Origin of the sequence: Chitinophaga sp. CC14 (assembly GCF_048957795.1) — a bacterium.
Taxonomy (GTDB): Bacteria; Bacteroidota; Bacteroidia; order Chitinophagales; family Chitinophagaceae; genus Chitinophaga; species Chitinophaga ginsengisegetis.
Genome location: NZ_JARBFY010000005.1, coordinates 2,194,054 through 2,215,215, shown reverse-complemented (window position 1 = coordinate 2,215,215; position 21,162 = coordinate 2,194,054). Strand labels below are relative to the sequence as shown.

At 48.1% G+C, this 21,162-nt stretch carries 13 protein-coding genes; 10 read left to right on the top strand and 3 right to left on the bottom strand.

Annotation, left to right across the window (positions count from 1 at the left end; translation table 11 throughout):
- The first annotated feature begins 113 nt into the window (after positions 1-113).
- The 10 genes from PV783_RS28435 to PV783_RS28390 all read left to right on the top strand — a co-directional run bounded on the left by PV783_RS28435 (position 114) and on the right by PV783_RS28390 (position 17,137).
- The gene (locus PV783_RS28435; RefSeq protein WP_420990455.1) at positions 114-707 is read left to right on the top strand and encodes an RNA polymerase sigma factor; all 594 of its coding nucleotides are present in this window, start codon (positions 114-116) and stop codon (positions 705-707) included.
- Positions 708-855: 148 nt separating this feature from the next.
- Positions 856-2,031: a FecR family protein gene (locus PV783_RS28430; RefSeq protein ID WP_420990454.1), complete on the top strand. Its 1,176-nt coding sequence runs from the start codon at positions 856-858 to the stop codon at positions 2,029-2,031.
- Positions 2,032-2,271: 240 nt separating this feature from the next.
- Entirely contained in the window at positions 2,272-5,601 is a 3,330-nt protein-coding gene (locus PV783_RS28425) for a TonB-dependent receptor (protein ID WP_420990453.1), read from the top strand.
- A 40-nt stretch (positions 5,602-5,641) separates the two neighbouring features.
- The gene (locus PV783_RS28420; RefSeq protein WP_079470621.1) at positions 5,642-7,213 is read left to right on the top strand and encodes a RagB/SusD family nutrient uptake outer membrane protein; all 1,572 of its coding nucleotides are present in this window, start codon (positions 5,642-5,644) and stop codon (positions 7,211-7,213) included.
- 39 nt (positions 7,214-7,252) lie between these two features.
- Entirely contained in the window at positions 7,253-8,755 is a 1,503-nt protein-coding gene (locus tag PV783_RS28415; protein ID WP_420990452.1) for a redoxin domain-containing protein, read from the top strand.
- Positions 8,756-8,930: 175 nt separating this feature from the next.
- On the top strand, positions 8,931-9,503 hold the full coding sequence (locus PV783_RS28410) for an RNA polymerase sigma-70 factor (protein ID WP_079470619.1): 573 nt from the start codon (positions 8,931-8,933) through the stop codon (positions 9,501-9,503).
- Between the two features lie 61 nt (positions 9,504-9,564).
- Positions 9,565-10,542, top strand: coding sequence for a FecR family protein (locus PV783_RS28405; RefSeq protein WP_111577801.1), 978 nt, complete (start codon positions 9,565-9,567; stop codon positions 10,540-10,542).
- Positions 10,543-10,738: 196 nt separating this feature from the next.
- Complete coding sequence (locus tag PV783_RS28400) at positions 10,739-14,047, top strand: SusC/RagA family TonB-linked outer membrane protein (RefSeq protein WP_168771321.1); 3,309 nt, start codon at positions 10,739-10,741, stop codon at positions 14,045-14,047.
- A 29-nt stretch (positions 14,048-14,076) separates the two neighbouring features.
- Entirely contained in the window at positions 14,077-15,702 is a 1,626-nt protein-coding gene (locus PV783_RS28395; protein WP_420990451.1) for a RagB/SusD family nutrient uptake outer membrane protein, read from the top strand.
- A gap of 37 nt (positions 15,703-15,739) precedes the next feature.
- Entirely contained in the window at positions 15,740-17,137 is a 1,398-nt protein-coding gene (locus tag PV783_RS28390) for an alpha-L-fucosidase (protein ID WP_420990450.1), read from the top strand.
- A gap of 65 nt (positions 17,138-17,202) precedes the next feature.
- Here the strand turns inward: PV783_RS28390 and PV783_RS28385 are convergent, their stop codons facing one another.
- The 3 genes from PV783_RS28385 to PV783_RS28375 form a co-directional block, all read right to left on the bottom strand.
- Positions 17,203-18,804: an NAD(P)/FAD-dependent oxidoreductase gene (locus tag PV783_RS28385; RefSeq protein WP_420990449.1), complete on the bottom strand. Its 1,602-nt coding sequence runs from the start codon at positions 18,802-18,804 to the stop codon at positions 17,203-17,205.
- A gap of 289 nt (positions 18,805-19,093) precedes the next feature.
- Positions 19,094-19,942, bottom strand: coding sequence for a hypothetical protein (locus PV783_RS28380; RefSeq protein ID WP_420990448.1), 849 nt, complete (start codon positions 19,940-19,942; stop codon positions 19,094-19,096).
- 355 nt (positions 19,943-20,297) lie between these two features.
- Positions 20,298-21,065: a hypothetical protein gene (locus tag PV783_RS28375; protein ID WP_420990447.1), complete on the bottom strand. Its 768-nt coding sequence runs from the start codon at positions 21,063-21,065 to the stop codon at positions 20,298-20,300.
- Positions 21,066-21,162: the final 97 nt, after the last annotated feature.

Sequence of the window (21,162 nt, the reverse complement as noted above, 5' to 3'; positions counted from 1 at the left end):
TGTTAAGCCTGTTTATGGATCACCGGGGAGAAATGAAGCGGATGCCGGCCCAGCTATTATTTAGAAAAGAAAAAGAGAATGATTAAATTGCCGCTTGTCTAACTAAGGAGATATTGCGCGGCGCCAAGTTTCATATAGCAAAAGAATTACTGATCAGTATATCGGAAGGAGATGAAGTAGCTTTTCGTGAACTTTTTTATGGGGCGCTTCCCTGGCTGACATCTTTTATACAGAGGATGGTCAAATCGCCGGAGGGAACCCAGGAAGTTGTACAGGAAACCTTTATCCGCATCTGGCTGAGCCGCGATAAGCTGCCAGGGCTGCTGGAGCCACAGGCATGGATCATACGGGTGGCCAGCAATGAGTGCTTTACCTGGTTCCACAAGCAGGCGGCGCTCCGTAAGATAACGGATATCCGGGACGACGCGGGAAGCGCCGCTGCCAATCTCGCGGAAGACCGCCTGCAGGTACAGGAAACCCTGTTGCTGATCCGGGAGGCAGTGGAGCAATTGCCCCCGCAGCGTAAAAAGATTTACCAGCTTAGCAGGGAGGAAGGGCTGAAAACACAGGAAATTGCCGATCGCCTGCAATGCTCTCCCAGCTACGTAAAAAATACGCTCAGTGCAGCGCTGAGTTATATCCGTGGATATCTTACCGATGCCGGGAAAATAATTCCCCTTTTATTTTTGTTCTCCTTAACACGCTGAAAATAAGGCGGTTAATTTCTTCTCTCTCTTTATTCTAAAAAAAATGTGCTGCCCGATGAGTACCACCGGTCTTTTTTACATTCTATATAGTATTACGCTGCTTGCCGGCGTGCACCTGTAATTATTTTACTACGTTTTGAAAACCACTATGGAACAGAGAATTACTTTTTTATTGAGAAAAAGTGGGGAAGAAGGACTGACGAAAGATGAAGAAGGAGAGCTGACCGCTTTTTTTCAGGATGAAGCCAACCGGGAACTGTTTAACAGCGCAGCGGTTGCATTGCCGGAGGAGCTTTCCGGTGATGTGGAGGTGAACCGTGCCGACTGGGAGCCAATGCTGCAGCATATACTGAATGCCGATAAACCAGGCCATAGCAGCATCCCGGTGAAGGTATTGTACCGGAAATGGTGGCAATATGCAGCGGCTGCGGTGTTTATATTGGTGGCATCAGGAGTATGGTTCTTTATGCAGCAGAAGAAGCAAGGCATCATGCATCACATTCCGGAGGTAGCGGCAGATATAGCGCCGGGCACCAATAAGGCGACGTTGCAGCTGGCCAACGGGAAAACGATTGTACTTTCTGACGCACAGAATGGTGTGGTTGGTCAGCAGGGAAATGCGCAGGTGGTAAAAATGGATAACGGCCTGCTGGCGTATCAGCCTGGGTCACAGTCCGGCGGCAATACGGTGGAATACAATACCATGATCACGCCACGTGGAGGACAGTACCGCATTATACTGCAGGATGGCTCAAAGGTGTGGCTGAATGCCGCCAGCTCTTTAAAATACCCGGCGGTATTCAATGGTCCGGAGCGGGTAGTGGAGCTTACCGGGGAGGCTTACTTTGAGATAGCGGCGAAAGCAGACCAGCCCTTCCGGGTAAAGTCGAAAGGACAGGAAGTATTGGTACTGGGTACCCATTTTAATATCAATGCTTATCCCGATGAAACCGTGACAGCCACTACGCTGATCACGGGTAAGGTGAAAGTATCCGGTGCGGGGTATGCGGGTGTGATGCAACCGGGAGAGCAGGTGCAGCAACAGGAAAACCACAGGTGGCAGCTGTTAAAGAATGTAGATACCGAAACGGTGATGGCCTGGAAGAATGGATATTTTTCTTTTAACAAAGCCAATATCGTTACTGTGATGCGGCAACTGGCCAGGTGGTATGATGTGAATGTAATATTTGAAACCAAAAATACAGAGCAGGCTTTTGTGGGTGAAATACCCCGGAGTGTAAGCCTGGAGCAAGCTTTAGAGATACTTAAATTCAGTGATATTCACTATGTAATAACAGGAAGAACAATTAAGATTATTGATTGATCTGTCAACCAAACAGGATTTATTATCAACCAAAAACCAACCAACCATCAATGAAAAAAAATACGTCTTAAAAAACAAAACAGAAGTGCTTGCAACACTTCTGTTTAATCCGGGCTTACCGACAACCATCCGACTAAAGAAAGTTTAATCAATTCACCCAAACACTACAAATGTATGCAATTAAGTAATTGCTATGGGCATTTCTTTGCCCGTTCCCTCCTTAAAAAAACGATGCTCATTATGAGATTGAATTTTTTCCTGATTGTTGTGCTATGTCTGCATGTAAGTGCAAAAGGGGTGTCTCAGGAGATTACATTATCATTGAAAGAGGCTTCACTTGAAAAAGTACTGACAGGTATTAAAAAACAGAGTACTTATCATTTCTTTTATGATGCGCAACTGCTGCGGCAATCCGCGCCCGTAAGTGTACAATTAAAAAATGCCTCGCTCCGGCAGGCACTGGAGCAGGCTATGCGGGGACTGCCGTTTACCTGGCGTATTGATGAAGAAAATAAGCTGGTGACCATTGGCCGAAAAATGGTAATGGCCCGGCCATTGATGGAGTTGCCATCGGCGTCCGGCATTGTAACCGGGGTGGTGGTAGATCACCAGGGAAAACCCATACCGGGAGCCACGGTAAGCCTGCGGCCTTTTAACAGGGGCACGGTTACCAGGGAAGATGGCTCTTTTACTTTCAGAAATCTTGCTGTTGGTAATTACACCGTCATCGTGACTTTTGTCGGTTTCGGATCTTTCGAAAAAAACATTAAAGTAGGCGAAACCCCGGTACAGCTCACCATTTCGCTGAAGCCTGTGCTTACAGAGCTGAATGCTTCTGTAATTATTGGATACGGCACCACTACCGAACGAAACAAAACAGAATCGATGTCTTCTGTAAGATCGAAGGAGCTTACAGAAAATCATTCCAGTATAGCGGTGTCGGATATGCTGGCGGGCCGGTTGCCAGGACTGTACGCGGTAAAATCCGGTGGTGCGCCGGGAGCGGGTTCTACGCTTTTTGTGCGTGGGCTGAGCACCTTTAATAACTCTGCCCCGCTGGTAGTAATTGATGGCATTCCCGACAGGCGGCTGGATGATCTGAATGCCAACGATATTGATGTAATATCCGTGCTGAAAGATGCGTCGGCGATTTCTGTATATGGCGCGCGTGCGGCCAACGGGGTAATACTGGTGACTACCAAAAAAGGAAACATCGGCAAACCCAGTATCACTTTTGCGGCCAACGTGGTGAACCAGCGTCCTACGCAATATTATAAGCAGATGAATGCTTTTGACTATGCCACTACTTACAATGAAGCGCTGAAGAATGAAGGATTATACCAGCCAGGTGTGGGTATGGGTTTCAGTGATGAAGCCCTGCAGAAATATAAGGATGGTTCTGATCCCAATTATTATCCAAATGTGAACTGGATCGACGAAGTGCTGGCTACTTCTTTGTGGCAAAGCAATTATAATTTATCTGCCGCAGGCGGAAGTGAAAACATCCGGTACTTTATTTCCGGAGGTTATTCAAAAAACAGCGGATTGGTACCCGTAGAAGGTTACAGCCGTTATAACCTGCGCAGCAATTTGGAAGCAAAGGTAACGCGCGATCTGAAGGTGACGATGAACCTCAGCGGGTCATTCAGCAAACAAAATTCAGAAGCGGTGTATGGTTCGGAGTACGTTATCAGTAATATGTATTCAACCCCGCCTATCCGTGCAAACCGCTTCACCAATGGTTTGTATGCTGTTGTGCCGGAGCAGCGCGGCAATGCTTACCAGCAATCGATAGGCGCATCTGGTTACAATCTTACCAATATCAATATCTTTAATTCGGTAGTCAACATACAGTACGATATTCCTTTTGTAAAAGGGTTATCGCTGAAAGCCAATGGCTCCTTCGATAAGCTTTATTCTTTTGGTAAACGCTTCGCTACACCGTATGATATGTATAGTATTAATGCGGCAGGCAATTTTAAGAAAGCAACGCCTTATCCTACGGAGCCTTACCTGCGGGAAACCTTTGCGCAAACGCAGAGCCTCACGCTGGAAGCCGGCGCGCAATACGACCGGTCGTTTGGTAAACATGATTTATCCGGTTTGCTGCTTTATACACAAACCAATAATACCGGTGATAATTTTAATACACAGCGTTCGGGCTTTGTATCTTCCAGTTTATCACAGCTGGACTTAGGCGATCCTACGCGCGTTACCAATGGGGGTTCCGGCACACAAAATGCCAGGCGGGGTTTGGTAGGCCGGTTATCGTATAACTATGCATCGCGCTACCTGTTCCAGTTTAACTTCCGGTATGACGGGTCTGATATTTTCCCTCCTGACCAGCGGTATGGATTTTTCCCGTCGCTGTCTGCCGGGTGGGTTTTATCGGAAGAACCTTTCATGGATAATGTATCCAACGATCTTGATTTCCTGAAGGTAAGAGCGTCGTGGGGGCAGCTGGGTAACGACCGTGTAGATCCGTACCAGTTCCTGACCACTTATGCTTTGGGCGCTACACCGGGATATTCACTGGGAGGCGCTACGCCGCAGTATTATCAAACGTTATCGCCTAATGTATTACCTAACCCGGTATTTACCTGGGAACGTGCGGTAATTGCCAACATAGGCGTGGAAGCGCATTACAAGCAGGATCTCTTAACACTGGAAGCAGATTATTTTCAGAAAAGAACAAAAGATATCCTGGCGCCGCCGGCACAGCAGGTGCCTGCTGTAATTGGTATCGGGCTGCCTGATATTAACAGCGGTATTGTGGATACCAGGGGACTGGAAGTTGTTTTAAGTCATGCGCAACACTTCGGGAAGTTCTCTTATTTTATTTCTCCGAATTTTAGTTTTAGTAAGAATAAGGTCGTCTACTATCCTGAATCACAAAGCATCCCGGAATGGCAGAAGGCAACCGGGAAGTCTATCGGTTATTTTTATAACAGGGTAGGCATGCAGGCGGTTGGATACATATCCGAGGGCCTCTATCAGAGCGAAGAAGAAATTACCAAAGGGCCTAAGCCGCTCTACCCTGGCACTGCGCCCGGTGATATCCGGTATAAGGATGTAGATGGCGACGGCGCCATTACAGCCAGGGACCAGGTTTTCTTTGGCGCTTCATTTTTCCCTAAAATCCAGTACGGTATCCGCTGGGGAGTGAAGTACAGCAGTCTTGAGCTGAATGTGCTGATGCAGGGCGCGGGCGATGTACAAGGGTACGCCTATACGAATCTGCCTGCCACCACAGATAAACTGGACCGTTGGACGCCCACTCACACCAATGCTTCTTATCCGCGTTTGTGGTACAACAATCAGAATAATGAGGAAAACTCTGATTACTGGGCGCGTAATACCGCCTACCTGCGGGTGAAGAACATGGAGCTGGCTTATAGCCTGCCTGGCAGCGTACTTCAGCGTATTGGTGCAAAGAGTTTGCGTATCAGTGTTAGCGCGAACAATCTCTTCACTTTCACTCATTTTAAATCGTTTGACCCGGAAAGTGCGGGGCAGGTACGTGATCCGCTGATGAAATCGTTCGCAGCCGGTTTAACGCTGCAGTTCTGATCAGTGGAAACGAATTTATTGAACCAACTAATGCTCTCAAATGAAAAGATTAATCAGCTATATAGCCCTTGCTGCAACGGTGGGAACAGTTGCCTGTAATAAAGAGGCGTTGAATAAAGGTCCCCTGAACCTTTACAGCGACAGCAACGTATGGAAAGACAGTGCTCTCATCAGCAGGGTGGTGCTGGAATCGTACAGCAAAATACACGCAATCTATGATGATGCGGGAAACTGGATGATCTGCGATATTACCGATGAAGCCAAAGCCGCCAAGTCGTTCCTGGAGTCCAACCAGATTAATTCGGGGCAGTATTCTCCTTCCAGCAATATCAACACCGACCTGTGGACAAACACCTATACGGCGGTGCGGAACTGCAATTCCGTGTTATCGCACCTGGATGAAACGCCCCTCAGTGCCGGTGGAAAGCAACAGATCAAAGGCGAGATGCTGTTTCTCCGGGCGCTGCATTATATGGATCTCTACTTTACTTTCGGGCGTTTCCCGATTATAGATAAAGTACTGACACTGAATGATGAGCTGACAATGGGTCGCGCTACTGATGAAGCCTGCATAAATTTTATGGTGAAAGACCTGGACGATGCCGCGGCCATCCTGCCGGGAAGCTACCCTGCTTCCTCCACAGGACGGGCTACCCGTTTTGCAGCATTAGCCATGAAAGCACGGCTGCTGCTGAATCATAAGGACTATAGCGGCGCGGCTGCTGCCGCCAAAGAGGTAATTGACAAAGGCGGCTTCTCTCTTTTCCCGGATTATGGCGCGATGTTTTTCCCGGAGAATGATGATAACAGCGAAGTTATTTTTAATAAAGAATATGCGGGAGACTTAAGCGGACAGGTACATTCGCTGGACGACTACAACAACTCTACTTACTTCACCGGCTTTGGCAGTGTGCGGGATTGTCCTACGCAGAACATGGTAGACCAGTACCTGATGACAGATGGTAAACCCTGGAATCAATCGGCCTTATATGATCCGGCGCATCCTTATGCTAACCGCGATCCGCGCCTGCATGCCAGCGTTATCTACGATGGCACTACCTGGATGAATACCGAAATGGACTTAAAGCTGGGATCAGCCATGAACCCCGGTACTTCCAGCACCGCCATCACAGGTTACCTGCTGCGCAAGTTCATGAACCCAAATTATATTTTCGGCGGTAATAACACCAACTACCAGAACTGTATCATGATGCGGTTGGGCGAAGTATATCTCAACTATGCAGAGTGCCAGCTGAAACTGAATAATCCCGGTGAAGCGCGCACGTATGTGAACCTGCTGCGTAAGCGGGTAAATATGCCGGAAATAACCGGCACGCTCACGTGGGATGATTATGTGCGTGAACGCACCGTGGAACTGGCATTTGAAGGCCAGCGGTTCAACGATATCCGCAGGTGGGGTACCGGCGCTACGATGATCGGCGCAGCCATCCGGGCGATGCAGGTTGGCATCGTAAACGGCGCCCGGACTTATACTTCGGTGCCACTGGAACAGCGGTTTTTCGAAGACAAAATGTATTATTTCCCGATACCACAGGACCAGTTGCAAAAGTATCCTGCGGGTAAAGTACCGGAGCAGAATCCCGGTTGGTAATCATCTACATAAAATTATATACCGTCAAACACCAGCATTATGAAAATCACTTTCAATCATTTAATCACCGCGGCCTTGCTGTCGTTGCCTTCAATGGCCAATGCGCAGCTGAAGCAAAAAGGCGATAGCCTGATAAGCGTTATTAATAAACATCCGGAAAATATTGCCGCGCACGATGCATACATACAAGCCATGTGGAAAGACAGTGCAGCTGTTGTAAAACAATACCAGCTGTGGACCAAAAAGTTCCCCAAAGAAGCGGGTATCGCTTATGGCTACGGTAAATTTTATACAAACATGGAAAGCCCTGCAGCCCGTCCTTTCCTGCTGAAGGCGGTGGCGCTGAATCCCAAACTGGCGGATGCCTGGCAGGAGCTGTCGATAGATGCAGAGCGCTGGGGCGAGTTTGACAAGGCGCGGGACTTTATGGGTAAAGCGGCTGCTGCAGAACCGGATAATGCAGATTATCTTTTTTACTATGCCAATTCCCTTGAAAAAGATGATCCGGAGAAATACCGGGAGATGTGTAATGAGTTGATCAAAAAGTTCCCGGAAAGTCAGCGCGGAGCACAGGCATTGTATTGGATGGCTTTCCGTGCACCGGATATGCAGAAAAAGAAGGCACTGTATGAGCAGATGCGCCGTGATTTCCCGGTATCAAAGTTCAGCTGGTCCAATTCCGGTATGGAAGAATACTTTGATCTGCTGTTATCTGACAATCCTTCGGAAGCGCTGAAGCTGGCCACTGACCTGGCAGCAACGCCTGGTCTGGAATCAGAAAGCAAAGAAGGGTTTGAGAAAAATGCAAAGCTGGCCGGCCAGTTTATAGCCGCCGGAAAACTACTGGCAGATAATAAAACCAGTGAAGCCGCCGCGGTACTGAATAACATAAAGCCAAAGAGATGGGGCAGCATGCCGCAAACACTGGCATTGCTCAAAGCAAAAGTAGCCAACCAGGGCGGACATCCGCAGCAGGCGTATGATACCCTGATGAAGTACTACGTGGCCACACCGGCCAGGTCGTTGAAAGCGCCGCTGCTGGCCTATGGTAAGGAAGCCGGTAAAACAGAAAGCGCAATTTATGAGGAGCTGAAGCAACAGTTGAATACAGGGGCTAAGGAAGCGTCTTTTTCGCTGGAGTCCTATTTAGCCGATGGTAAAGTATCCATGAAAGACTACAAAGGCAAAGTGGTATTGCTTACCTTCTGGTTTCCCGGCTGTGGCCCCTGCAGGGGAGAGTTTCCTCACTTTGAAAAGGTGCTGAAGAATTTTAATGGTCAGCCGGTATCCTACCTGGGCATTAACATTGTGCGCGACCAGGATGCGTATGTGGTACCGTTTGTGAAATCCAGTAAATATAGCTTTACGCCATTGAAAGATGTGGAAACCAACCGGCAGAACCTCCCGGTGAGAGGCGCGCCCACGAATTACCTGATTGACCAGGATGGTAAGATCATTTTCAAGAATTTCATGATTCAGAATCATGATGCGGAGTTGATGCTGGAGGATATGATCCGGTTGTTGCTGGAGAAACAGGCATAATACAATATTGAAACCCCATTTATGCAGCAGGGCTGGCCAATTGGCCGGTCCTGTTATTTTATGGTATACACCCGGGGCCGGAACGCCACTCATCTTTTTTGCCCAAAGGATAATAATTTAAACTCTATATTTACCCCCGGTATTCCACCTTCATATAAAAAAATTAATATCAGCCATGCCGGCCATCGAGGGGCAAACAGATGAAGAATTGTTGTTGTTGCTGCAGTCGGGTAATGAACAGGCGCTAACCCTGTTGTATAAGCGGCATTGGGAACCGCTGTTCTTGTCGGCCTACCAGGTGCTGAAAGACAAAGAAGCCTGTAAAGACTTGGTACAGGAGCTGTTTACAGAGCTTTGGCAAAAGTCCCATCGCATTCAATTAACCGTTTCCCTGAAGGCTTATCTTTCTGCCAGCATCCGTTACAAGGTATTCCGGTATATCCGGCAAAACCCGGTGCGGGAGGAGTTATTTGATCATATGATGGAGCGGATGGAAGCCGCTTCGCCGGAAAGTAAGCTGGCCGTAAAAGAGCTGCAATCCCTGCTGAATACCCTGATAGACACCTTGCCGGAGAAATGCCGGATCATATTCCGGATGAGCCGGGAGCAACATCTTTCCTATAAAGAGATTGCCACACAGTTGAATGTTTCGGTGAAAACCGTTGAAAACCAGATCAATATTGCCATCCGTAAGCTGCGGTCCGCCCTGGGCTATGCTTTGCTGCTGCTCCTGCTTATTAATAAATAATTTTTTTTGCCTGCTTTGGGGGTAGCCCTTCTTTTTTGTCACTAATGATAAAATACCCCGTATGAACAGACAGGAGTTTTTTTCATTGATAGATAAATGGATGAATGGCTCGGCGAGTGAGGAGGAGATACAATCATTGATGAATTACTATCACAGTTTCAAATCTACCACGGAGTGGGACGAAGCGCAGCTTGGTGCTAAATCCTTACTGGAGGCGGAAATGGAGCAACAGCTGTTGCTGCGCATCCGGACTGCGGAGCCGGAAACAGCGCCGGTGAAACGCATGTGGTGGACAAAAATCGCCGCGGCGGCAGCAGTGCTGCTGGTACTCGCAGCAGCAGGCTGGTGGTATTTCCAGCGCCCTCCGGAGCAAATGGCTGTTCATTCGCAGCAGCAACTGGTGGCCACTAAAGCAGGGGAACACAAGAAGATACAGCTGCCCGATAGTACCATCGTTTGGCTTAGCCCGGCCTCCCGGCTGGAATATACGGATGCTTTCGGGAAAGGAAGCCGTGAACTTACATTGAATGGCGAAGCCTTTTTTGAGGTAGCTACCGATGCGGCGCAGCCTTTTATTATTCACAGCGGGCGGGTAGATACACGGGTGTTGGGCACTTCCTTTAACATCCGGGCATTTGATGCGCAGCCGGATGTGGCGGTAACGGTGTTAACGGGTAAGGTGGCGGTAGGCAACGCGGATAGCGCGGTGCATGTATCTCCCAGCCAGCGGGCGGTGTTTAGCAAGGCTACGGGGAAGATCACGAAGGAAGACGGGGTAGCCACCGGTAACTTATTGAGCCGGCGCGAAGGCATCCTGAAATACGACCGGGCGGGCCTGCGGGAAGTAGCAGCCGAGCTGGGATATTATTACAACGTAAAAATTGAGATCACCGGAGATATTTCCAACTGTTTTTATTTCGGGGAATTTAATACCAACGGCACTTTGGAGAAAGCGTTGCGGCAGCTGTGCCTGTCGCTCAATGCTACCCTGGAGCACAACGGTACTACCTACATCATCAGGAAGGATAAGGAATGCTGAACGTTATGAAATAAACCACCAACCTATGCATAAAGAAGCGCCACCTACATAAAAAGAACCTCCCTTGCGGGAGGCTGAAAGTTAAGTCTTAACGCTAGTATGCCACACTGGCCTGGTAACCGATGGCAGCTAGTTTTTACTCAACCTTAATCTACGTAAAAGTATGAAAAAATGTGTACCTGTAATAGGCATGCTAATGAAAATGTCATTGTGTATTGTAGTCGTTGTATGTAGTACCACACTAACATTGCTGGCCAAGCACACCGAAGCCCAGCTGCTCGAAAAAAGGATTACGCTGAAAGTGGAAGGAGGAGCATTGCATGATGCCCTGGATGAGATAGGCGCCAGCGCCAATCTCTCTTTCAGCTATGCGGTTAATAAAGAGATCTTTAACAGCGTGGTAACTATCCGGGCAAAGCACCAGAAAGTAGGTAATGTACTGAAAGAGCTACTGGCGCCGTTTTCCCTGGAATATTTTATAGCAGATGATAAAGTGATCATCCGCCGCAGCAATGAAATGCTGGCGAATATGCTGCTGGACGCCGATGCCGGCCTGATGTACAAAGACATCCGCGGGAAGGTGGTGAATGAAAAAGATGAACCCCTGCCCGGTGTATCTGTTCGTGTAAAAGATGCTTCCATGGCAGCGGTTACCGATGAAAAAGGAGAATACGTGCTGAAAGGCATCCCTGAAAACGCGGTGCTCATCGTATCTTTTATGGGATATAATACCCAGGAGATAGCCAGCGGTAAGGACACCCAGCTCCGTATTGTACTCACGGAAGACACCAAAAAGCTCGGTGAAATTGTAGTAGTAGGTTATGGCTCCCAGAAAAAGGCCAGTCTTACCAGCGCAGTAGCCTCTGTAAAAGGCGCCGCAGTAGCGGAAAGGCCCGTACCAAACGTAGTAAACGCCTTACAGGGACAAGTACCCGGCCTGTTCATCCAGCAAACCGATGGTATGCCCGGCACCAACAACAACAAACTGAATATCCGCGGTATCAGCACTTTATCCAGCAACCCCGTACTGGTACTGATAGATGGCGTGGCCGGTCAGCTGGAAACAGTAAACCCGCAGGACATTGATAACATCAGCATCCTGAAAGATGCGTCTGCCACCGCTATTTACGGCGCACGCGCTTCCGGCGGGGTAATACTGGTTACCACCCGTAAAGGTAAGCTGAACAGCAAGCCTTCGCTCGCGTACGATGCTTACGCAGGTATACAGCAGCCTACCTATCTCCCAAAACTGGTAGACGCAGTATCCTTTATGCGCAAATGGAATGAATCCCAGCTGAACGATAATCCCGATGCCACCGTGCGTTTTTCTGACGCCGATATCCAGAAATACGCCAGCGGTGAATTGCCCAGTACCGACTGGATCAGCGCCATCTTCAAAGAGAACGCACTCCAGATGCAACATAACGTTGGCGTCTCCGGAGGAACAAAAAATACCGATTACTTTGTATCACTCGGATACCTGAAACAGGAAGGACTGGTACAGGGCGTGATGAACGAGCGCTTTACCTCACGCGTAAATATCAATACACAGATATTGGATAACCTGAAGTTCGGGATCAACACGGTGTATATGAATGCGCCTAAAAGCTTTGCGGGCGCCGGTATTTATACTACCGCCATGCACTGGGCATATATCCTCAACCCTACGGAATGGGCCTATACACCACAGGGGCGCGACAGAAGCTACCGTGGCGGCTCCCAGCCGGTGGCTATTATCAATCACGGCGGGTTTGAAAATTACAAAGACAATTACTTTAATACCAACCTGACGCTGGATTACGGCATTACGAAAAACCTGTCGGTAAAAGGACAGTATTCCTACAACAGCCGCGATATCAAGCATAAAATTTTCAGGGCTACCTATAAGCTGTATGATGATGAGGAAAACCTCGTTACTACACAGCAGTCGCCCAACTCGTTGAACGACGATTATAATACGGCTATTAACCAAACGTTTATTGGTACGCTGAATTACGGCTTACAGGTGAAGCAGCACGACTTTAAAGCCCTGCTGGGATATAGCCAGGAGAGCATGAAGTACGACTCTTACTCCCTGGGTCGCCAGGATTTTCTGAATAATGATATTCATGTGATCAATGGCGGCAGTGTGAAAAAAGACTATTGGTCTACCGGCGGAGGCGCCTATGAATGGGCGATCCAGTCGATGTTCGGACGGTTGTCTTACAGCTTTAAAGACCGCTACCTGCTGGAAGTAAACGGGCGGTACGACGGATCTTCCCGTTTCAAAAATAACCGCTGGGGATTCTTCCCATCTGTTTCTGCCGGATGGAGAATTTCGGAAGAAGACTTCCTGAAAGGATCTGACATTGTGAGCAACCTGAAGCTGCGTGGCTCTTACGGTAAGGTAGGTAATCAGAATGCAACGGGAACGGATACACGTGGTATTTACTCCTGGGCCAGTTTAATTGGTACCGGCGCTTCTTATTTCAATGATAAAGCGCAAACTACCACGTATTATAACAATACCGCTAACCCGGATCTTACCTGGGAAGAGAAAGTAACCGGAAATATTGGTGTGGACGCGGGATTTTTTGATGAGAAATTTACCCTCACCGCTGATGTTTTTAAAGAGAAGACCACCGGGATTTTATTAACGCCCAGTGTGCCATCCACCTTTGGCCGCGATGCGCCCGTAATGAACCTGGGCCGCATGAGCAACTGGGGATGGGAAGTATCTGCCGGCTACCAGAACCGCGATAATAAGCTGAAGTATGGTGTGATGGTGAATATCTACGATTCCCGTAACAAGATCCTCGACCTGGGTGGCACGCCGGATGTATTACAGGAAAACCCCGTAATGGTAGGCCAATCACGGTGGACGTGGTATGGTTATAAAGCGCTTGGCTTGTATCAGTCGGATGAAGAAGTGAAAGCATCGCCTACCTATAAGCCGCAAAATAAAGCCGGCGACATCAAGTACCAGGATACCAACGGCGACGGGCAAATTACCCCGGAAGACCGTGTAATACTGGGCGATGCAGACCCGCACCTGATGTTTGGCGTGAATGCTAATTTCTCCTGGAAGCAGTTTGACCTGAGCATGTTATTCCAGGGCGTGCTGAAAAATAAAACGTACCTCACCGGTTATGCCGTAAGTCCGTTTAACTACGGCGGTTCCTTTACCACCGACCTGATGGACTCCTGGACGCCGCAAAATAAAGGCGCCCGCTATCCCCTGATGCGGCAGGATTTGAGCGTGAACTACGACTTTTCCGACTGGTGGCTGTATGATTCAAAGTATGTGCGTTTGAAGAACCTGCAACTGGGATATAATGTACCCAACAATATTTTGCAGCGCGCGAAGATTGGTCAGCTCCGTTTTTATTTCATGATGGAAAATGTGCTGACGCTGAAGTCGAAACGTTTCCCGAAAAACTTTGACCCGGAAATCGACAACTGGCAGTCGGGTGTGAACTTCCCGCAAATGAAGACTTACACCTTTGGTTTGAACCTGAAATTCTGATGACGCTCTCACTGCAAAACAACAACAACATGAAACGACTACACATCATCACTATATTATGCGCCTGCAGCCTTCTGGCGGCTTGCTCTAAAAACTTCCTGGACCGTGCGCCGCTGGATCAATACTCTGATGACACCTACTGGACCACCGAATCGGATGCAGTGAAATTTGCCTCCAGGGTATATGAATTCCTCCCTTCCGCCGACTTTTTTGTTTGCTATGAAGGAATGAGCGACAACGCTTTTTCCAAAACAGCTTCCTGGGGTAATACCCTTCGCAATGCGCAGCTGATTGGCAACAGCACGTTTGTAGCCACTACCGGTAATCTGGGCGACGAATGGAAGTACGACCAGGTAAGACATTGCCTCGAATTCCTTGATCATGTGGATAAAGTGCCTGATATGAATGAAGGATTAAAGAAAAGATTAAAAGCAGAAGTAAAGGTATCGCTGGCATACCGTTATTTTATAATGGCCACGCTTTTCAGGGATGTGCCTTTGGTGACGAAAGTATTTGCTACTCCTGCTGAGTCGGATGTGCCGCAGGACAAGAAAGCCCTGGTGATTGCGCAGGCGATCAAATGGCTGGATGAAGCCGCACCGGATTTGCCGCCATCTTATACCGGCGACGATAAGGGACGCTTTACACAAGGGGCCGCCTGGGGGCTGAAAGCCCGCGTGCTTTTATATACCGGCGACTATGCAGGTGCTGCCACTGAAGCAAAGAAAGTGATCGACAGCAAAGTGTATTCCCTGTACCCGGATTATTATAACCTGTTTCAGCAGGAAGGAGATTACTCCTCCGAAAGCATGATCAGCTATATCCATGTAAAGGAGTTACGTCCTAACGGCTTGCGTGATATAGCCGGTGTGAACTCTGTTTCAGGAGGTACGCTTTACCTGAATCCTTTGCCTTCGCTGGTAGATGACTATGAAAGCGCTGCCGGTTATTATCCTTATACCAAAGATCCTGCGTATGATGCACATGCACCGTGGAAGAACCGCGACCCGCGTTTAAAGGCCACTATTTATTACCCCGGCAGCACGCTGGCAAATGATAAAATGTACGATCCTATTAACAGTGCGCTGGATAAAATAGGCGGCGATAAAGCCACCTATACCGGCTATGCGTTTAAGAAGATCTTCGATAAAACAGAGCTGGAATCCCGCGATAATGGCGGCAACGACTGGAAGATCCTTCGTTATGCAGAAGTGTTGCTTACGTATGCAGAAGCTGCGAATGAAACCTCCGGGCCATCTGCAGATATTATTAATGCGCTGAATGAAATCAGGCGTCGTGCCGGTATGCCCGATGTAGCCGCCACTTTCGCGCTTAACGGGTGGAGTATGAGCAAGGAAACGCTGCGTACTTTTATCCGTCATGAGCGCCGGATAGAGCTGGCTGGTGAAGGACACCGCTACTTCGATATTTTGCGCTGGAGAATTGGGCAGCAGGTATTGAACGGACCTATTTATACGATAGATGCCTCTGCCGGGTTAACAGATATTCCTGCTACCGGTGGTAAAACCAATAAGTATCCTAAAACAAAGCTGGAAGACAGGCATTTCACTACGGATAAATTTTATGTATGGCCTATACCACAGGGCATACTGGATCAGGGCCGCAAATTGGTGCAACAACCTGAATGGAAGTAAGTACGTTTTATTCTTTTATATTTTAACTCATTAGCTTGTGAAAAAGAATCAGGTTATCAGCTTTCTGGCGGCAGTACTGTTACTCGTAACGGGGCGGGCCGGCGCCCAGCAAACACCGTCGCTGCCTGCGTTGCAGCAGCAGTTTGTGGATCTGCGTTTCGGTATGTTCATCCATTTCAATATTCCTACTTTTATGGATGATGACTGGGCCGATCCGGAAGCATCCCCGGCGATTTTTAATCCGAAGAAACTGGATTGTAATCAATGGGCGGCGGCGGCCAAATCAGCAAACATGTCTTATGGTTGTTTAACCACTAAGCATCACAGTGGTTTTGCCATCTGGGATACCAAAACCACTCCTTATAATGTGATGAACAGTCCGTTGAAAAGAGATGTGGTAAAGGAATACACCACTGCTTTCCGTGCGAAAGGACTGAAGGTGATGTTGTATTATTCTATCCTGGATACGCATCATAAAATCAGGCCGGGGCAAATTACAAAAGAGCATATTAAGATGATCAAGGCGCAGCTCACCGAGTTGCTCACCAACTACGGCGAAATTACCGCGCTGATCATTGATGGCTGGGACGCGCCGTGGTCGAGGATTTCCTACGACGATGTTCCTTTTGAGGAAATTTATGGCCTCATCAAAAGACTGCAGCCTAAGTGCCTGGTGATGGATCTGAACGCTGCGAAGTATCCTGCGGAGGCGTTGTTTTATACGGATATCAAATCGTATGAGCAGGGGGCTGGTCAGCATATTTCTACGGATAACAACCGCTTGCCGGCATTGTCCTGTTTGCCTATTAACACGGCGTGGTTCTGGAAAGCTGATTTCCCTGCTACACCGGTGAAGAGCGTGGACCAGTTGGTAAATGAAAACATCGTTCCTTTTGGTAAAGCGTGGTGTAATTTCATTTTAAACGTAGCGCCTAACCGGGATGGTTTAATCGACAACAATGCGCTGGAAGCATTAAAGCAGGTAGGAAAACAGTGGAAGAATGACGGACCGGTAGCGGCATTACCTGCGTATGCATCTCCCATTATTTCTCCCAACATTGCCAAACACCAGGCGGCTAATTCCAGCTGGAGCAGTGATATGAACATCATGGATTTTGCGAACGATGATAGTTTCAGAAGCACGTGGCAATCGAACCGTGCGGTAAAGCAGCCCTGGTTTGAAGTGGAATTTGACAAACAGCAGGGTTTTAACATGATTGTGATTACAGAAGACAAAGCGCGTATTAAACAATACAGGCTGGAGTATAATGAGAACGGGGAGTGGAAGCCACTGCCATCAGCAGGGGAGAATGCGGGGCGTGTGAGGATTCACCGTTTTCCGCGTGTATGGGGTAATAAAGTGAGGATACTGATAGACGATTACACTGAAACGCCCGCGATTGCAGAGTTTGGCGTGTATAACGAGAAACGGTAACCATTGATTTTATCCGCAGACTTTGTTCCCGGAGATAGTTTCCAGGAACAAAGTCTGCGGATTTTTTATTTTTTCTCTTCATGATATTCCTGTTCTGTGTTGATAGACCAGATATTTGATTTGGTAACGATGCCGTTGGCGATATTATCTACCGCTACCATTGCGGTGAGCATAGAGTGGTCGGAGTTATTGTATTTGTGCATACCGTTGCGGCCAACCAGGAACAGGTTTTCGAAGGTATCTATATAGCTTTTCAGTTCTTCAAAGCGGGCATAGGTGCCCCAATAGGCGGGGTATGTTTTTTCCATTCTGAGCACGGTGGCGTCCAGCACATCTGCTTGTTGCGCCAGTCCTATTTTACAGAGTTCCGTGATGGCGGTTTGCCGGATTTGTTCATCTGTCAGTTCCCAGAAATCATCTCCTTTATTGCAGAAGTATTCCATGCCCACCCAGGTAGTGTCGGGGTCTTTCACCATGTAGGGGCTCCAGTTATTGAATAGTTGCAGTCGTCCTACTTTCACATCTTTTTCCTGGATGTAGATCCAGGTGTCTTTCAGTTCCAGTGGTTTGTGTTCGCCGGTTTTTTTATCCGCGAAGCTGAGGTTTTTTAGTAAGATGCCGATGGTGATAAAGTCGCGGTAATGTAGTCCGGCGGCGATTTCCCGGACATTGCCCGGTACATTTGCTTCCAGGTCGGCTACCAGTTCTTTGATGGGCATGGTAGAGAAGAAGTAGTCGCCTTCCAGCAGTACTACTTCGCCGGTGGTGTGATCCAGCGCTTCGATGGCGGTGATTTGATTACCGGAAGTATGAATCTTTTTTACATCGTGTTGCATTAATACGGTACCGCCTTTGTTGATTACCTGGTGGGCCACTTCTTCCCAGAGTTGGCCGGGGCCGTGTTTTGGATAGAGGAATTGTTCGATCAGGCTGGTTTCCACATTTTTTTGTTTCAGGTCTTTGGGCTTTCCTGCTTCGATGGCAGATTTTACTGCATGTGAAATTGCTTTACCGATAGAGATGCCTTTGATCCTTTGTGCGCCCCATTCTGCGGAGATGGCTTTGCAGGAAACGCCCCATACTTTTTCTGTATAGTCTTTGAAGAAGAGGTGGTAAAGGGTAAGTCCAAAACGGTTTACCATGAAGTCTTCCAGCGACTTTTCATTTTTCCTGGGGAAGATCTGTGCCCACAGGTACGACACCATAATACTGATGGTAGTGGAGAAGCCCAGTTTACGCAGGGTATCTACCGATAGCTGAATGGGGTAGGTAAAGAATTTGTGCAGGAAGTAGATGCGCGACAGGCGTTTTCTTACCAGCATGATGAGGTCGGGATCGGGCGCTACGAGGGTATCCGTGTTATTGTTGTTGCGGGTAGCTTTTATTTCTTTTGTTTTTTGCTGGTAGCTGATAGAGAATATTTCTGCGGCTTCTTTATCCAGCGGCATCATGTTCATCCACCAGTCCATTACGCGGTCTGATTTGGAGAAGAAGCGGTGGCCACCGATATCGATGCGGTTGCCTTTATAGTTTACAGTTTTGGAGATCCCGCCGATATCTGTGCTTTTCTCCAGTACAATAGGGGTGATACTGGTGCGCTGTAGTAGTTCATAGGCAGCAGTGAGCCCTGCAGGGCCGGCGCCAATGATGATAGCTTTCTTTTGCATGAGCGAATGAGGTTATTGAATAAATGGTTCTGAGGTGAGCTGTTGTGCAATTACCTGTTTGAAACGGCCTGCCGGAGAGGCATTCCCCGGGCAAAAAAATGGTGGAAGCTGTTAGTCAGTGGCATAGTAGAAAAATGGTTTTACTCCAGGTATTTCCGGGCAAGGGAATTACCTGTTTTTTTGAGGGTGTATATAAATATGGGTTAGCAGCAGATAATGAAGGCTGCCCGCACTATACAAGTATAGACGATGTTACTGAAATGCGACGGCAGCAATAAAGGTTAGCGGTTCAGAATTTCCATTTATAAAAATTGAGGGGAGCGTGTTTTCCTTCGCTGATGGTAACATAGCCGCTGTTGTCTGGCAGGATGGTGATGCCTTCACCTTGTTTTTCGATTACGTAAGGGAGTTCTTTTGCAGGTTTTGACATGGCCTGTTCCACACTTTCGTTGGTATTGCGGTGCCAGTAGTAAACGGTGGTGAGGGTTTTAATCACGATGTGGTGTCCGTCTTTGGAAATATCGCCGGAGGTAACCCAGGTGTAGGGGAGTTTTATTAATTTCTGCAGAGTGTCTTTATCGCCGTCTTTGAAAAACAGCTGACTTGTTTTATAGAGGCTTATTTCTTTTTCTCTTTTGCTGAGGATATAGATTTGTTTGCTGATAGGATCAATCATGAGCGACTCTGCATCGCGGGGGCTGTTGGGGTAGTGGAGTGTGAGCACATCTGGGGTTACTTCCAGGTGTGCAGCGGGGAGTTTATCCGGCTCCTGGAACCGGTAAATGCGGATATGCCCCCTTACACCGGAGTTATCGCCGATATCACCTACGTATACATAATGCTTGCCTTTTTCCGGTCCGATACCTTCCGCAATATCTTCCCAGTCGCGGTTACCTGCATCCGCGAGTTTCACGGTGCTGATCAGCGCTGCTTTGCTGTTGAGCAGGTATACTTCGGGTTTGTTGCCGCTGTCGTTGTGCGTCCAGTAGCAGCCTTTCAGGGTAGTGCTGGAGGCGATGCCGGAAGCTTCTTTGATTTTGTCGGTAGACAGGGCGCCGAGTGCCACCGGGGCAACGGTTTGTGCCAGGGTGGTGATAGAGGACAGGAGCATGAGTATATAGATGATGATATAACGCATGCGTAAAATTACGGAAAAGTGGGGAATTAATAAGTGTATACGTATGAGTTACTCAGGAATGGCTTAGGAATCGCTGTACAGTGGCTTAGGACATACAGTATCCATGCAGGGGAGGTGGACTTGAAGCGGAGGTTGTCTTCACCAGGATCAGGATGATTTTACGGATTGCTTTTTTTGATTTTTTTTGCTTGTGAGGGATTTTTTGGAAGATGATTGATCGTTGAACGGGTGATTTTTGGTTTTTTATGGCTTTTTATTGTTGATGTGATACCGTGGCGCATGGCGATTCACGGGAGCGATGGCTCCGGGGTTTTAGAGATGATATTTTGTTGATTGTTTTAAGCAGTGGGAGCACTCATTCCCGTTGCCACTTATTGGTGGTGCGCACTACCGGTGATCCTGGTGTTTTCGCGGGTCTGTAAGGTAATACTTTCCTGACATCCGGTATATGCTGTTTCCTTTTTGCGGCTTCCTTTTTGGTTGCCGGTGTAGCGGCGAACACGATATCGGCGGCCATGAAGCGGCGATCCCCAACAGGATCGGCTCCTTTCCAGGCGGTTACCTGCAATACTACCAGCAGCGTTCCTTTTCCGGGAACGGATGCGTTCAGTTCTGCTCCATTGAAGGGGGCGTTCAGATCCACCTTTATGGTAGTGGAATGCTGTTTAATGATCCGCCGTTCCACGAAGCTGATGCGTGTAGCCATCACCGTTATTTGCAGGTGCGTAATGGCTCCCTGCGGCGATAATGTTTGAGCCGGTATTTTTAATGTACCGTTTTGCATGACCGGTTGCAGCCAGAAGAATTTATCGATCCCGGTGTGTTTATTGAACCGGAAGCCTTCGAGGTGTTTCCACTGGTCTTTCCCCGCGGTGATCAATACTTTATTGAGACGGTTCACGAGGGAGCCGTCGCAGTTAATTTCCAGCTGAGGCGTAATAGCCTGCCGGATGAGTTTAGCCTTCCTGCTGGCGACCCCGAAATTGCGGGATGCCTGCCGGGTAGCGGCAGTTTGTTTTACAGTGACCGGCATGGTGCGTACAAAATAGCTCCCATTTCTCCGGTAACCGATCACATTATCCAACTTACCGGTGAATTGGAATAACCCAGTTTGTTTTGCCATAGCGATTTGTTTTTACTGAAAATACGAAGAAATGGCGAGATGTGAGCTTTCCCGTGCTATTGACATTAAGAGATTAATGCGCTATTTTGTATAATAT